This window comes from Bacteroides xylanisolvens XB1A (assembly GCF_000210075.1).
GTDB lineage: Bacteria > Bacteroidota > Bacteroidia > Bacteroidales > Bacteroidaceae > Bacteroides > Bacteroides xylanisolvens.
This window is the reverse complement of record NC_021017.1, coordinates 2,704,281-2,720,263: the sequence shown is the minus strand read 5'-3', so window position 1 is coordinate 2,720,263 and position 15,983 is coordinate 2,704,281. Positions and strand designations below refer to the sequence as shown.

Genomic DNA, 15,983 nt, shown 5'->3' with positions numbered 1-15,983 from the left:
AAAGGAGACACCCGTGAACGAAGAAGAGATTGTCCTCACCCCGATGATGAAACAGTTTCTGGATTTGAAGGCAAAACATCCGGATGCAGTGATGCTGTTTCGTTGCGGTGACTTTTATGAAACATATTCTACGGATGCCATCGTCGCAGCCGAAATTTTAGGGATCACACTGACAAAACGTGCCAATGGGAAAGGAAAAACTATCGAGATGGCAGGTTTTCCTCATCATGCCCTTGATACCTACCTTCCGAAACTGGTTCGTGCTGGAAAACGTGTCGCTATCTGCGACCAGCTCGAAGACCCGAAAATGACGAAGAAGCTGGTGAAGCGTGGTATTACCGAATTGGTTACTCCCGGTGTTTCTATCAATGATAATGTTCTGAACTATAAAGAAAATAACTTCCTGGCTGCCGTTCATTTCGGAAAGGCTTCCTGTGGAGTTGCTTTTCTCGATATTTCTACCGGTGAATTCCTTACTGCAGAAGGACCTTTTGATTATATAGACAAGCTGTTGAATAACTTTGCCCCTAAGGAAATTCTTTTTGAACGTGGCAAACGCCTGATGTTTGAAGGTAATTTCGGTAACAAGTTCTTCACATTCGAGCTGGACGACTGGGTATTTACAGAAACGACTGCCCGTGAGAAACTGCTGAAACACTTTGAAACGAAGAATCTGAAAGGTTTCGGAGTAGAGCACTTGAAGAACGGTATCATTGCTTCCGGTGCTATCCTGCAGTATCTGACAATGACGCAGCATACGCAAATTGGTCACATCACTTCATTGGCGCGTATTGAAGAAGATAAATACGTCCGTCTGGATAAGTTCACGGTGCGTAGTCTTGAGCTGATTGGCAATATGAATGATGGCGGAAGTAGCCTGCTCAATGTGATTGACAGAACAATCAGCCCGATGGGAGCGCGTCTGTTGAAACGCTGGATGGTTTTTCCCTTAAAGGATGAGAAACCGATCAATGAACGCTTGAACGTAGTGGAATATTTCTTCCGCCAACCTGATTTTAAGGAACTGATTGAAGAACAGCTGCATTTGATAGGTGATCTGGAGCGTATTATTTCCAAAGTGGCTGTAGGACGTGTGTCGCCTCGTGAAGTCGTTCAGTTGAAAGTTGCCTTGCAAGCAATTGAGCCGATAAAACAGGCATGTATGGAAGCTGATAATGCGAGCTTGAATCGCATTGGCGAACAGTTGAATCTTTGTATTTCTATTCGTGACCGGATTGCCAAAGAGATTAAAAATGATCCTCCTTTACTGATAAATAAAGGTGGAGTGATTCAGGACGGTGTGAACGCAGACTTGGATGAATTGCGGCAAATCTCCTATTCAGGAAAAGATTATCTGCTAAAGATACAACAGCGGGAGAGCGAAGAGACGGGTATTCCGAGCTTGAAAGTGGCTTATAATAACGTATTCGGTTATTATATCGAAGTCCGTAATGTCCATAAAGATAAAGTTCCTAAAGAGTGGATTCGTAAACAAACGCTGGTTAATGCGGAACGTTATATTACGCAGGAACTAAAGGAATATGAAGAAAAGATTTTGGGAGCGGAAGATAAGATTCTGATTCTGGAAACGCAGCTATATACGGACTTAGTACAGGCATTGATGGAGTTTATTCCACAGATACAGATTAATGCGAATCAGATTGCACGTCTGGACTGTCTGTTGTCATTTGCCAATGTGGCCCGTGAGAATCGTTATATCCGTCCGATTATTGAGGATAATGACGTACTGGATATTCGTCAGGGACGTCACCCGGTAATAGAAAAACAACTTCCAATAGGCGAGAAGTATATTGCCAATGATGTAATGCTGGACAGCGATACACAGCAGATTATTATTATTACAGGTCCGAACATGGCCGGTAAGTCGGCACTCTTGCGCCAAACAGCATTGATTACGCTATTGGCTCAAATCGGCTCGTTTGTTCCTGCGGAAAGTGCGCATATCGGTTTAGTTGATAAGATATTTACCCGTGTAGGAGCGAGCGATAATATATCAGTCGGTGAATCTACATTTATGGTAGAGATGAATGAAGCGGCTGATATCCTGAATAATGTTTCTTCCCGGAGTCTGGTATTATTTGACGAATTGGGTCGTGGTACTTCTACTTATGATGGTATTTCCATTGCTTGGGCAATTGTAGAGTATATCCATGAACATCCGAAAGCAAAAGCACGTACATTATTTGCTACGCATTATCATGAATTGAATGAGATGGAGAAATCTTTCAAGCGCATCAAGAATTATAATGTATCGGTGAAAGAAGTTGATAATAAAGTAATCTTCCTTCGTAAACTGGAACGTGGCGGTAGTGAACACTCTTTCGGTATTCATGTGGCAAAGATGGCCGGTATGCCGAAAAGCATTGTGAAACGTGCAAATGAGATATTGAAACAGCTTGAATCTGATAATCGCCAACAGGGCATAGCAGGTAAACCGTTGGCAGAAGTGAGCGAGAATCGTGGAGGTATGCAGTTAAGCTTCTTCCAGTTGGACGATCCGATTCTCTGTCAGATTCGCGATGAGATATTGAATCTTGATGTGAATAATCTTACTCCTATTGAAGCGCTGAATAAACTGAATGATATTAAGAAGATAGTCAGGGGGAAATAAGCTGAAAATGTATATAATGTCTTAGGATATGTTTTCGATTATTGTCCTGACATTAGGGAAATGGCATTTGTTTTATTGATAAAAAAAAGGGATTAGCGATGTTTGAACCGCTAATCCCTCTTTTTTGATTTAGGCTATTTTCTTTTTCTTCTTGTCATAGAAGAACATGAAATAGACGCCTATTATGATAAACGGAACGCTTAACCATTGTCCCATATTGAACATCATGCTGTTTTCAAAATCTTCCTGATTTTCTTTTAGGAATTCGATGAAAAAGCGGAAGGTGAAGATATAAGTCAGACAAAGCCCGAAGAAGAAGCCACGGTGCAGTTTCTTGCTGTAATTCTTATACAGGTAAATCATGATGAAGAACAGGATAAGATAAGCGATGGCTTCGTAGAGCTGTCCCGGATGACGGGGTTGCATATCTACACGCTCGAAAACGAATGCCCAAGGTACATCAGACGGTTTGCCGATGATTTCGGAGTTCATCAGGTTGGCAAGGCGGATGAAGCAGGCGGTGATTGGAGTAGCTACGGCAATCATATCCAGCACGTCCATATAATGGAGTTTCGTCTTGCGGCAATACAGCCAAAGGGCGATTATCAGTCCTAATGTACCGCCGTGGCTGGCAAGTCCTTCATATCCGGTGAATTTCCAGTTTCCGTCCGGCATGAATTTGATAGGAAGAATCATTTCCCAGAAATGAGACAGGTAGTATCCCGGGTCATAGAATAGGCAGTGTCCCAGGCGGGCACCGATCAGAATACCAAAGAAACAGTAAAAGAAAAGCGGGTCAAACTTCTTTTCCTCTATCTTTTTATCCCGGTACTGGTAGTGAACAACCACATAAGCAAAGAATATTCCTACTGCCCACAGTAATCCGTAATAACGGATAGAAATGCCGAACAGGTTGAATAGTTCGGGATTCGGGTTCCAGTTGATGGATAATAGCATGGTATTCATTCTATATTGGATTAATGTTAATGATTAGATTTTTTGAATTTCTCCGCAACCATCCGGTAGGTCGGTATATCTATTCCCTGTTCTTCGGCTGCTGCAATCATGTCGAAGAGCAATCCTTGTATTTCCGAGTCGTGTCCGCGTGCCAGGTCTTTTTGCATAGAAGCGGTACTTTCGGGGTCGAGCTTGTCAATCACTTTCAGGTTGTAGCTGACTGGGTCTTCGGGAAATTCGACGCCTAGTTTCTTTCCTAAGGCAGCGCTTTCCGTAGAAAGTCCGATAAATGTATTCCGTATCTTTCCCGGTTTCTGTACTTCTCCCATCGGAACGTCGTAGTAAGCACCCGTTACGGCCATTGCAGAGATAAACGACCATTTGATAAACGTATCCCGGTTGATGTCTGGTGACAGGTCTACCTTTATGCCTGCTTCCTGCAAGTCTTGTTGGATGGCTTCCAGCAATCCGGGCTTCACAACCGTGCCGTGATGAGCACCATATACCAGACGGAATATTTTTCCCATTTGGGTGATTTCTCCGGTGCCGGATAAGAAGCCTACGATATAGATGCAGCCGTCGAGAACGGTAACTTCCGGAACTAGCTTCTGTATGCGCGGCCCTGTGCCATATACATTCAGAATAGGGATGACAACCGTGTCTTTGTGTGCTGCTCTTTTTATCAGTTCTACGATGGAATCGACCGAATAACCTTTCACGCATACAAATATCACATCTGCTTTCCCGCTAAATTCTTCAGCCGTAGTAACCGGGATTCGGAGCGTATGTTCACCCTTTAAATCCGACTTCAGTTTCAAACCGTTCGTTTGAATCGACTGCAAATGAGCTCCACGGGCAATACAAGTTACATCTTTGCCTGCCAGCGACAAGAATCCTGCGATACTGCCGCCTACACCTCCCGTTCCTGCAATGAGATATTTCATATTGTTAGCGAATTAGTAATTAATAAGTCGTCGGTAGTTACCGATAATCACACGTTGAAACGGAAATGCATGATGTCGCCATCCTGCACCACATATTCTTTTCCTTCCACACCCAGTTTTCCGGCTTCTTTCACAGCTGCTTCCGAGCCGTATTTGATATAATCATCGTATTTGATAACTTCGGCACGGATAAAGCCTTTTTCAAAATCGGTGTGGATCACTCCGGCACATTGAGGAGCTTTCCATCCTTTTTCGTATGTCCAGGCACGTACTTCTTGTACACCGGCAGTGAAATATGTTTCGAGATTCAGGAGTTTATAAGCAGATTTGATAAGACGTGCTACGCCCGATTCTTCCAAGCCTACTTCGGCAAGGAACATCTGACGGTCTTCATACGTTTCCAGTTCGGCGATGTCCGCTTCTGTTTTGGCTGCGACAATCAGGATTTGAGCATTCTCGTCTTTTACTGCTTCGCGTACCATATCTACGTATTTATTTCCGTTTACTGCGCTTGCTTCATCAACATTGCAGACATACATTACCGGCTTGCTGGTCAATAAGAACAGTTCGTGAGCAATCTTTTGTTCGTCTTTTGTTTCAAAAGTCACTGTACGTGCAGATTTTCCCTGTTCCAATGCGTCTTTATATTGAACGAGTACATCGTAAGCTAACTTTGCAGCTTTGTCTCCGCCCGTCTGTGCTTGTTTCTGTACTTTCTGGATACGGCTTTCGATGGTTTCCAGGTCTTTCAATTGAAGTTCGTAGTCAATGATTTCTTTGTCGCGGACGGGATTTACGCTTCCGTCTACGTGTGTCACATTGTCGTCATCGAAGCAACGGAGTACGTGGATAATTGCATCTGTCTCACGGATATTGGCAAGGAACTTGTTTCCCAGTCCTTCACCTTTGCTTGCGCCTTTCACCAGTCCGGCGATATCTACGATTTCTACAGTTGTAGGAACAATTCGTTGGGGGTGCACCAATTCAGCGAGTGCGTTCAGACGTTCGTCAGGAACAGTGATTACACCTACATTGGGTTCAATTGTACAGAAAGGGAAATTTGCCGCCTGTGCTTTCGCATTCGACAAACAGTTGAAAAGTGTCGACTTACCCACGTTCGGTAGTCCTACAATACCACATTGCAATGCCATTTATCTATTTCGTTTTTATTTAGTTATCGATAATCTGACTGCAAAGATAGGCATTTTGGCAGAGTTTTAATATTTTGCCTGATATTTCTTATAAAAAATCAAGAATAAAGTAAATCCAATTAGAGCAAATGGTACACCCGCCAGAGCCGGATAACGGTATCCACCACTAACAGCCAGTCCGCCTGCATAAGCACCGATGGCATTTCCGAGATTGAATGCAACCTGCACGCAGGCTGCTCCCAGCATTTCTCCTCCCTTTGATACGCGGATAATTAATATCTGCTCCGGACTGGATACTGCGAACAGTCCTGCCGTACAAAGACACATCAACAGGGCTGCTGCCCATTTATAGGGAGAAAGGAAGAAAATGAGCAATAACATAATACAGATAAGTGCTTGTGCGGCAGTCCCTACTTTTCCGGGGGTGTAGCGGTCGGAGAGACGTCCGCTAATCAGGTTTCCCATCACCATACCGAAGCCGGCAAGGATCATTAAAGGCGTAATGCTTTCAGCGGAGAAGCCGGACACATTGGTAAGCATCGGATTGATGTAGCTATACCAGCAGAATACACCGCCATTACCTAGTGCCGTAGCACCGAGAATCAGCCACGGAGCCGGAGTTCTAAGAAAGCGGAATTGTCCTTTAAAGCCGGTATCCTTTAAGCCTTCTACATGCGGAACCCATCGCCAGATGTAATATAGGATAACAATTCCCCAGATACCGACCAGCAAGAAAGTGGCACGCCAGGAAAGCATGGTACTTAGGGAAGTGCCCAAAGGTACACCAAACAGGTTGGCAATGGTCATTCCTGCAATCATGATGGAGACGGCTTCCGAACCTTTACCCTTGTCGGCTAGTTTCTCTGCAACAATAGAGCCTACTCCGAAGTATGCACCATGAGGCAAGCCGGAGATAAAACGGGCAGCGAGCAACACCCAGTAATTGGGAGCCATAGCCGCACAGATATTACCTATCATAATTAAGGTAACTAATACTAACAGAATATGTTTTAGCGGATATTTGCGAGCCAGTGTCAATACAGGTGCACCGACACAGACGCCTAATGCATAAGCAGAAATGAAATGCCCTGCGGTAGGAATACTAATACCTAAATCTTTTGCCACATCGGGCAAAATTCCCATCATTACAAATTCGGCAATACCTAATCCCAGTGTGCCGAACGCCAATGCAATAAGACTCTTCTTCATACAAAACTTAACCTTAATACCTGTTACCTTTTTACCTTACTATTATTTGCCGCTTATTTATTTCGGCTGCAAAGGTAAAACAAAATCTTTCAGGGTGAGTTCGATGAGATAGATTTTGATTTAAATCAAATTAGACAATGTTGGTGTAAGCTGATGACGGGAGATTTATGTAGTATATGTAAATTGTAGCCATTTACTTTCTTTCCAATTCTTGCAAATATTTGAAGAATTTGCAAGAATTAGCAAGAAAAGAATGTGATATTGAGAAATGTGTACTTGCTAAGTAATATCATTAATAGACTTATTGTTTCCTTATCCATTCAATGATATCTTTCAAGACTTCCGGATTGATTGTTTCTTCCAACTGCCCGTATTCAGCCAATGTTCCTTTTTCGCAAGTCTGAAACAGATGATTTAAGTTCGGATAGGCTTTGACTGTTACATTTTTGTTTCCATTTCCGGTGATTCTTTCCTGAATGGCAGCAAGATTCATGGCGGCATCCACTTGAATATCCTTTTCTCCGTTCAGAGCCAGAACCGGACATTTTAGTTTCTTCAAATCCTGGGCCGGGTCATATCTCATAAAATGAAGATACCACGGAGAAGTCATCGAACTGATTTGTGCGGATAGTTGCTGGATGGTATTCAGGTCTTTCAATTGTTCGGGAGACATTGTTTTTGTAACATCTGCATACAGTTCTTTCTGCAACTCTTCGGGAGTTTTGTCTGTTTGTTGCAGTATGGCATATCTGTTCCGTATCGAAGGCTTCATCCCTTGCCAGACGGCATCCGGCATTCCCTGGGATTTAGAGATTAACTCTACCTGCTTCAGCATCAGACTGTCGCCTCTCACGCCGGCTCCTGCCAATGAAACGACAAATGCAATGGATGGGTCCTTTTTGGCAACGATGAATGCAATGATTCCGCCTGCGCTATGTCCGATAATTCCGATTTTCTTTGCATTTATTTCTTTTCTGCTGCGCAGATAATTCACCATTGCTTCCGTATCTGTGGCAAAATCCTCATTGGTAGCTGTTGCGTGAGTACCTTGTGAAGCGGCAGTACCCCTGTCATCACATCTAAGCACAGCAATTCCGTTTCGGGTCAGATAATCGGCGATGACAAAGAAAGGTTTGTGTCCCATGATTTCCTCATCCCGGTTCTGCGCACCGCTTCCTGTCACCATTACCACTGCCGGAAATTTAGTTCCTTTTTCGGGAAGAGTCAATGTTCCGGCAAGGTTAATACCATCGCGTTCATTCCTCACGGTGACTTCTTCACTTCTGTAAGGGAAAGGCGGTTGAGGCTCCTGCGGACGCTTGGGGCGGCTGGCTTCTCCCTTTTTCAAATTCAACGGAAGGGGCATCCCTTGCGTAAATGTTCCGTTGATTGTGTTATCACTGTTCAGTTTTCCTTTGTACGAAGCATGAATCACAGGTATCTGGATAATTAAAGTAGAATCATTGAAAGAAGTAGTCTGTGTCTTGATACCGTTGGCTCCCTGGTCGGGACTGTCCAGTGTGGTCACATAAGCGCCTTGTTCCGTTTGACTGATGTGGAATACAATAGTCAATGAACCGGTGGGAAGGGAAAGTTTTCCGTGCCAGGCTCCCGAAATATCTTGGGCGGAAACAGAGGATGAGAAGAACACTCCGGCTAATAGTCCGGTAATGAATATAACGATGTAGGTAGCCTTAACTATTTTCATAAGCGAAAAATTAGGTTTAATCTTAATTGTAAATATAAGATATATACAAAGGTAACAATTTTCATCATTATAAAAATAAGACATTACCTAATCTTGTCAGAATCCGGTAATATCTTATTGGGCTGTTCCTGTATACTATTACAGTTTTTATTGTTAAGCACAACCTCTATTCCAAACTATATAGCCTCCCTTAAAAAACGATGATTCTTAAAAAAGGAATATTTAATCATCGGAGAAGGACATAAATCGCAGTTTGGTAAAGAAAAGCCGGAAAATGCCATGCATTTGTAATTACGTGATTCTCTATTCTCGCTGTTTTGGGAATATACTAATCGAATTGCGATAGATTCTTGATTCTTTTTGTTATTTGGAGAGTAGATACCTGAATAACCAATCATTTTATTATTTTCTCCTTTCCAATATATTATGATAAACTAGGGAGAAAATATTTCTTAATAGTCCATTTTTATCTTCTTCACCGGAGAACGATAGCTTCCTCGGTGAGGAACAAGTCGATGCACACCGAGGAACACTTCGTTGGTTTTAAGGCAATGAACGGTTCCTGAATAGAGAAAGATGTATATCTTGTTTGGCTTTATGCAATATTAGACTGTTTTTTGTATGCTCATGCGTTTATTTATACAGTTTATTTTCTAGTTTGCTACTTTCTAACTGGCTATTTTCCTGTAGAATATTAAAAGTAGAACATTGACAGGCCTATGCTATCATTTCGAGTTAATTCATCACACGCATTTTCATACCTTATTTCTCTGGAATAGTTGCAGGATGGACATTTCTCCCCATTATTAAACATTTGTTCTACATAAATAAATAAGTGGTGGCTAAATTTGCATCGTTATTAACTACATAATATTATGAAAAAGATAATCTATCTAGTTCCTACGTTGTCTTTAGTAGGTTGTACCTCACAGCCAGTAGAAGAAAAGCCGAATGTGATTGTGATTCTTGCCGATGATCTGGGATTTGGTGATGTCAGCGCTTATGGCTCTACTACGATTCATACTCCGAATATCGACAGTCTGGCTCATGGCGGAGTTTGTTTCACGAACGGATATGCCACTTCGGCAACTTCCACTCCCAGCCGTTATGCTTTGATGACCGGAATGTATCCGTGGAAAAATAAGGATGCAAAAATCCTGCCGGGAGATGCTCCTCTTATCATTAATGAAAATCAGTTTACCTTGCCGAAGATGATGCAGCAGTGCGGGTATGTGACCGGAGCTATCGGAAAGTGGCATTTGGGGATGGGAGACGGCAATGTCAACTGGAACGAAACCGTCAAACCGGGTGCCAAAGAAATCGGTTTCGACTACTCTTGCCTGATTGCGGCAACCAACGACCGTGTCCCGACGGTTTACGTGGAAAACGGTGATGTAGTAGGACTCGACCCGGCCGACCCTATCGAAGTGAGTTACGAGCATAATTTTGAGGGCGAACCGACTGCCATCTCTCATCCGGAGATGCTGAAAATGCAGTGGGCACACGGACATAATAACTCTATAGTAAACGGAATTCCTCGTATCGGATATATGAAAGGCGGACAGAAAGCCCGTTGGAAAGACGAGGATATGGCCGACTATTTTGTAGATAAGGTAAAGAACTTTGTTACTGAACACAAAGGTGCTCCTTTCTTCCTGTATTATGGCTTACACGAACCTCACGTCCCTCGTGCTCCCCACCAGCGATTTGTGGGCAAAACAACGATGGGGCCTCGTGGCGATGCCATCGTTGAGGCAGACTGGTGTGTCGGCGAACTGCTTGCCCACTTGAAGAAAGAAGGCTTGTTGGAAAAGACACTGATTATCTTCTCCAGCGATAACGGGCCGGTTCTGAATGACGGTTACAAAGACGGTGCTCCCGAACTGGCAGGCGATCACCTTCCTGCAGGAGGTCTGCGCGGAGGTAAATATAGTTTGTTCGACGGTGGTACGCATATTCCTCTGTTTGTTTATTGGAAAGGAAAGATTCAGCCGGTCGTATCCGATGCACTGGTTTGTCAGGTAGATATTCTCGCTTCTCTGGGTTCGATGATACATGCCGATTTGCCGGAAGGTTTGGATAGTCGGAACTATCTGGATGCTTTCTTCGGAAAAGAGCAGACTGCCCGCAAGGATGTAGTGCTGGAAGCGCAAGGACGTATGGCTTATCGTTCGGGCGACTGGATTATGATGCCTCCTTATAAAGGTTCCGAACGAAACCTGACCGGAAATGAATTGGGTAATCTGGGTGAATACGGATTATTTAATGTAAAAGCCGACCGGACTCAACAACAGAATATGGCGGCACAACAGCCCGAACTTCTGGACTCCCTGAAGCAGAATTTCTTTGCTGAAGTGGACGGTTATTATCGCAGTGAAGTAGAAGAAGAACCATTAAAATAAGGTCAAATGTTTATTCTGAACATAAATCCCGTTGATAAAACAATCGTTCTATTCTACCGGAGTTTATTTCTCTACCTTTGTTCTGTTCGATGTCGGACAATTAACCTTGAAGTATGTATATGAAAATGAAAGCTTTTTTAATGTTTGTATTGCTGTTCTTATGTTCGATGGGAACAAAGGCGCAGGATTTGGGGGCGAACTATAATGAAAATATAGATTACCCGATTACGGAAATAGAGATGTTGAAACAGTCGAAAGTGACTTGGGTGAGAGGATTTGTCAATATCCCCAATCTGTTTCTTCAAAATGAAAACGGGAAGATTGTTGGTGTGAAAGAAAATGCCATCAGGACACATATTCCTACACTGAAATTTATTCAGGCCAAGAAAGCCTTGGGCGACCGTGTGAAATTTATATTGAGCCTGAAAATACCTTTTGAATTATATACCGACACGGTTCCCAAAGTAGGAACTAAGGAGATGGAGTACATATTTCAGGCAACTGAAGTATTACTGAAAACCTATGATATGGCGAAGAATATTGAAATACTTGTCATGGGTAACGAACCGGAATGGGAGAATGCATTGGATACCGATCTCTGTCATGCGGACGGTGAGGATTATCGGGCATTTCTGAATGAGTTTGCCAATCGGCTGACTGCCTGGAAACAGGCTAATGGATGGACATTTGATATTTATGCCGGAGCATTGAACCGTGTATCCGAATTGCCGAAGAGCGAAACGGTACCTGCGGTAGTCTCTGTGGTTAATAACAATCCTAATGTTGTAGGGCTCGACTTACACGTTCACGCATTGAAAATCAACCAGGCGGAAGATGATTTCCGTATTATCCGCGATAAATATGGTGTAACAAAGAAACTGATTTGCACGGAATTCTCTATGGTACGTGCTTTAAATCCTCATGTAGCCGACGCACTGGGAGAATGGGGAACCAAGCATGGTTATACGGCCGGGATGAAAATTTACGAATACCTTAATCTGATAGCTGAAAAAGCTAATGCCGGTACACCGGTCAGTGCAACCGAGTTCAAGAGCCTTTTTGAGAGTTATTCCTGGTATCCGAAGAATTGGTATAAAACTTTTTATGAGGTGTTCAAGAAATATGATACGTATGCCATTACCGGACGTTTTAGTGTGGTTCCCGGTGGAGCGAGAGCTGTTTACGATGCGAAGACTGAAATGTGGGAACTTGGAGGAATTTATTTTTCCCGTTATTTAGGACTGGATGCAGACGGATTCTACAATCCCAATCCATTGCTGTATCCCGATTTCATCGCTGCCCGGGATGGATTGGCAGTTTCCAGCCTTGTCGGAGGGCAACGGGAATTGTTCATTCGTTGGGGGAATGGAGCCGATAAAACAGGTATATTGTCAGTAACAGATGAAAATGGAACAGAGGTAGTACGTCGGTCGCTTGATTCGGAGAATGACTATACATTGGTTGAAAATCTTGTTCCCGGAACTGCCTACCATGTAGCATTGCTGAAATCGGATGATGCCGTGTTGTGGAAGGATGATGTTAAGACCAAGTCTGTAACAGGAAAGTTTCCTTTGTTGAAATATCAACAAGTGGATGAATATATGTTAGTACAACTATTAAATTTGCCGGCTGATGTCTCATCTTATAAAGTAAAGCTGGATGGACAGGAAATCAATATAGTGAATAAGAACCTGAACGGACAAATACTTACCGCCGAAGTGACTTATAAGGATGGATCGGTAGAAATATTGTCGACAACTATTAGAAAGTAATTATCTTAAATTTATTCGCTTATGAAAGTAATATATGTAGTGTTGGTATGTTTGTTGGCTTTCACCTCTTGTGCGGAGACGGAATATGCCGAAAACGGGGTTGATAAGAAGAATATAACAGGATATACCGAAGTTGGGTTTTATAGTTTGGATGGAATTTGTACTTTTACAGAGCAGGAACAACTTCAGGCTGCAATTAATCCTAAACGGTTGACTTATCGCCTGCAAAATTCGGATCAAAGCAAATACATTCATGTGAAGTTTGACGGGAAGCCCACGGCTGTCGGTCAAAAGATAAAGGCTGAATTCTCATTCCAAGGAGTTTCTTTCCTCAAAGAAGGGATGGAGATGGAAGTAGTTCGTATAGATGGAGATAAAGTTTGGTTGTCAGGAGATAACGTCGGTATGGTAATCCCTGTTTTTAATAATTAAAAGAAAGATATTATGAAAAGATACATTCCTGTTGTAGCGTCATTAATGGCGTTTTCGTTGATAGCATGTGGTGAAGTCATGGATCTGACACAGCCGGAAAAGGCTGAAGTTACCTATTCCAATATTACCTTGTCGCTTTATCAGACAGGCAAATATGATTTATATCTGGATGAGCCGGAATACCAATATAACATTATGGTGGAGAAAAGCCATTGCGAAAAAGAAGCAAAGGCGGAATTGGCTGTTGTCGATGCCAAAGAGTTTGGTGAAGAATATCACCTCTTACCTGTGGAATATTATGATCTGGATGGAAGTAATTTTAATTTTAAGGGGGACGATGTCCTGCGTATGGTAAATTTGCGCTTCCATGATTTAGGTACGCTTGACGGATCAAAGAAATACGTTCTCGGTTTGAAACTGGTTTCCGACGATCTTGCAGTCAATCAAGAGAAAAGTACAATGACTTTCTTCCTGCAACAGAAACAGGGAGAAATCGACAACCCTTATACCGTGGCGACAACGAACGACTTGATAACTCTCGGAGAGAAACTCAAAGATGGTAAGACGATCTATGCCAAGATAGAGAATGATATTGATTTGCAAGGTGTAGACTGGCAACCGATAGAGACTTCGGTTTCCAAACAACTTGTATTGGATGGAGGCGGACATACGATTCGTAATCTGAAAGTAAATACTTCCTCTTCTGTTAATCAGGGATTCTTTGGATTGTTGGTTGGTAAGTGTTCCAATATAAACTTTGAAAATGCGCAGATTACAGCCAATACAAAGATGGCAGGCATCCTTGCCGGACAGGTGGGAGCTGCTACTTCTCCGGGTATTGTGGAGAATGTTCGGGTATCCGGTACGATTTCTTTAACTTCGGGAACGGGAGCGGCTGCCTGGGATAACGGTCAGGCTGGTGGTATCTGTGCAAGACTTCATGGTGCAGATAGTAAAATTCATCAGTGTACATCGGCAACGGATATTACTGCCGTATGGTGCGCCGGCGGTATTTGTGGGGAAACGAGAGGCGGAGCAACGATCTCTCAATGCTCTTCCACTGGGGATATTGTGACTGAATCATGTGTAGGAGGCATTGTTGGACGTATGTTATATTCTATCGTTACGCAGTGTTATTCTTCAGGTCTTGCACAAGCTTTCCCGATGAAAGTGGCGAATCCTGCGGGTGGTATTGCCGGATTTGTAGATCCTAGTCCGACAGCTGTGATCTCTTATTGTTATTCCGATTGCGAGATTTCCGCTCAAAATCAGGTAGGCGGTATTATGGGATTTGCTAACAAGGCGACAGGAATCACCGTAACACATTGTGTGGCTTGGAACCAGAAATTATTCTCTAACGGTGCACCTAAGTCGGGAAGAATTTGCGGACGCTTTAACAAGAATGAGGCTAATAATTGCTATGCGAATCCAAATATGGAATGTCGTTTCTCTGCCAATACGCCCGCTATCGTAGACGAAGAAATACCCGATTACGGAGCACAAACATTTGGTGCCGACCGTTACAATGGTCTTTCTACGATGAGTACCCCGATAGATGCTGCCAAGGCTCTTTCTTGGGATGAAGCAATATGGAATCTCGCAGGGGAGAAACCCGGTTTGGTTTGGATGTTAGATTGAAATTTTGTAGATGAGATAAAGATCAGATATAGAATAAAATAGGTATGAAAAAATATAAAATGACAAAAAGACTTATTCTCGCATTAGGAATCATTGGTTTGTCTGTCACTGGGGTACGGGCTGATTCGGTTAATGAGAAGGAGATCACTTATGCCGATCCTACAATTTATGTGGAAAACGGCAAGTATTACCTCACCGGCACACGCAATCAGGAACCGCAGGGCTTTGCTATCCTCGAATCGACCGATCTGGAGCATTGGACGGTGCCTGATGGCACTTCTCTACAACTGATTCTGCGGAAAGGAGATCGAACGTATGGTGAAAAAGGCTTCTGGGCACCTCAATACTTTAAGGATAAAAGAACTTATTATTTCACTTATACTGCTAATGAGCAAACAGTAATTGCTTCCTCAAAATCGGTATTCGGACCTTTCCGGCAGAAGGAAGTCAAACCGATAGACGCTTCCGCTAAGAATATAGACTCTTTCCTATTTAAGGATGATGATGGAAAATACTACCTGTATCATGTCCGCTTTAATAAAGGCAATTATCTTTGGGTAGCCGAGTTTGACATAAAGAAGGGAAGTATCAAACCGGAAACATTGAAACAATGTATGGACTGTACGGAGTCTTGGGAAAAGACTCCGAACTATAAGTCTGCACCGGTGATGGAAGGACCGACTGTTATGAAGTGGGACGGGGTATATTACCTCTTCTATTCTGCCAATCATTTTATGAATATCGACTATTCGGTAGGTTATGCCACTGCTTCTTCCCCTTTCGGTCCGTGGAAAAAGCATCCGAACAGTCCGATCATTCATCGCAGCCTCGTAGGAGAAAACGGATCAGGACATGGAGATGTATTTAAAGGTCTGGATGGAAAATATTACTATGTTTACCACGTTCATCGTTCAGATTCCACCGTGTCCCCTCGTAAAACACGTATTGTTCCGCTCATCCTGAAGAAAGGAAACGATGGCATATACAACATCACCGTAGACAAAGAGCACGTCATAAAGCCAATGTGGAAATGATTTGTTCAGAAATGTAGTAGAGAAATCTATTTTGCACATTTGTACGGGTTTTGAGGATAATCTTCCTTTTCATTTGAAGATTTTCCCGCTTAATTTGTGTCTTG

General features: G+C 43.0%; 11 protein-coding genes. 6 read left to right on the top strand and 5 right to left on the bottom strand.

What is annotated here, in order from left to right:
• The first annotated feature begins 43 nt into the window (after positions 1-43).
• Entirely contained in the window at positions 44-2,632 is a 2,589-nt protein-coding gene (gene mutS / locus BXY_RS10800; RefSeq protein ID WP_032846723.1) for a DNA mismatch repair protein MutS, read from the top strand.
• Between the two features lie 129 nt (positions 2,633-2,761).
• On the opposite strand, the gene lgt is transcribed toward mutS, so the two are convergent.
• From lgt to BXY_RS10775, 5 genes are all read right to left on the bottom strand, one after another.
• Positions 2,762-3,598, bottom strand: a complete 837-nt coding sequence (gene lgt, locus BXY_RS10795; protein ID WP_004298678.1) for a prolipoprotein diacylglyceryl transferase — start codon at positions 3,596-3,598, stop codon at positions 2,762-2,764.
• A gap of 17 nt (positions 3,599-3,615) precedes the next feature.
• Complete coding sequence (locus tag BXY_RS10790) at positions 3,616-4,533, bottom strand: ketopantoate reductase family protein (protein WP_015531892.1); 918 nt, start codon at positions 4,531-4,533, stop codon at positions 3,616-3,618.
• A gap of 47 nt (positions 4,534-4,580) precedes the next feature.
• Positions 4,581-5,684 carry a redox-regulated ATPase YchF gene (gene ychF / locus BXY_RS10785; protein ID WP_004298673.1) on the bottom strand — a complete coding sequence of 368 codons (1,104 nt, stop codon included), beginning with the start codon at positions 5,682-5,684 and terminating at the stop codon, positions 4,581-4,583.
• 66 nt (positions 5,685-5,750) lie between these two features.
• A complete protein-coding gene (araJ, locus tag BXY_RS10780; RefSeq protein WP_004298658.1) occupies positions 5,751-6,893 on the bottom strand; it encodes an MFS transporter AraJ in 1,143 nt (380 codons plus the stop codon).
• 301 nt (positions 6,894-7,194) lie between these two features.
• Positions 7,195-8,601 carry an alpha/beta hydrolase family protein gene (locus BXY_RS10775; protein ID WP_004324096.1) on the bottom strand — a complete coding sequence of 469 codons (1,407 nt, stop codon included), beginning with the start codon at positions 8,599-8,601 and terminating at the stop codon, positions 7,195-7,197.
• A gap of 875 nt (positions 8,602-9,476) precedes the next feature.
• Here BXY_RS10775 and BXY_RS10770 point away from each other — a divergent pair.
• From BXY_RS10770 to BXY_RS10750, 5 genes are all read left to right on the top strand, one after another.
• Complete coding sequence (locus BXY_RS10770) at positions 9,477-11,003, top strand: sulfatase-like hydrolase/transferase (RefSeq protein ID WP_004298654.1); 1,527 nt, start codon at positions 9,477-9,479, stop codon at positions 11,001-11,003.
• A 113-nt stretch (positions 11,004-11,116) separates the two neighbouring features.
• Entirely contained in the window at positions 11,117-12,775 is a 1,659-nt protein-coding gene (locus BXY_RS10765) for a hypothetical protein (RefSeq protein ID WP_009040299.1), read from the top strand.
• 21 nt (positions 12,776-12,796) lie between these two features.
• Positions 12,797-13,207, top strand: coding sequence for a hypothetical protein (locus tag BXY_RS10760; protein ID WP_004317373.1), 411 nt, complete (start codon positions 12,797-12,799; stop codon positions 13,205-13,207).
• 12 nt (positions 13,208-13,219) lie between these two features.
• A complete protein-coding gene (locus BXY_RS10755; RefSeq protein WP_208946802.1) occupies positions 13,220-14,845 on the top strand; it encodes a DUF1735 domain-containing protein in 1,626 nt (541 codons plus the stop codon).
• Positions 14,846-14,889: 44 nt separating this feature from the next.
• Positions 14,890-15,879 (top strand): glycoside hydrolase family 43 protein, encoded by a 990-nt coding sequence (locus tag BXY_RS10750; protein WP_015531890.1) that lies wholly within the window; start codon positions 14,890-14,892, stop codon positions 15,877-15,879.
• Positions 15,880-15,983 lie beyond the last annotated feature (104 nt).

Coding starts and splice junctions, on each gene's coding strand:
- mutS (WP_032846723.1), top strand. CDS start 44: ATGATGAAACAGTTTCTGGATTTGAAGGCAAAACATCCGGATGCAGTG.
- lgt (WP_004298678.1), bottom strand. CDS start 3,598: ATGAATACCATGCTATTATCCATCAACTGGAACCCGAATCCCGAACTA.
- BXY_RS10790 (WP_015531892.1), bottom strand. CDS start 4,533: ATGAAATATCTCATTGCAGGAACGGGAGGTGTAGGCGGCAGTATCGCA.
- ychF (WP_004298673.1), bottom strand. CDS start 5,684: ATGGCATTGCAATGTGGTATTGTAGGACTACCGAACGTGGGTAAGTCG.
- araJ (WP_004298658.1), bottom strand. CDS start 6,893: ATGAAGAAGAGTCTTATTGCATTGGCGTTCGGCACACTGGGATTAGGT.
- BXY_RS10775 (WP_004324096.1), bottom strand. CDS start 8,601: ATGAAAATAGTTAAGGCTACCTACATCGTTATATTCATTACCGGACTA.
- BXY_RS10770 (WP_004298654.1), top strand. CDS start 9,477: ATGAAAAAGATAATCTATCTAGTTCCTACGTTGTCTTTAGTAGGTTGT.
- BXY_RS10765 (WP_009040299.1), top strand. CDS start 11,117: ATGTATATGAAAATGAAAGCTTTTTTAATGTTTGTATTGCTGTTCTTA.
- BXY_RS10760 (WP_004317373.1), top strand. CDS start 12,797: ATGAAAGTAATATATGTAGTGTTGGTATGTTTGTTGGCTTTCACCTCT.
- BXY_RS10755 (WP_208946802.1), top strand. CDS start 13,220: ATGAAAAGATACATTCCTGTTGTAGCGTCATTAATGGCGTTTTCGTTG.
- BXY_RS10750 (WP_015531890.1), top strand. CDS start 14,890: ATGAAAAAATATAAAATGACAAAAAGACTTATTCTCGCATTAGGAATC.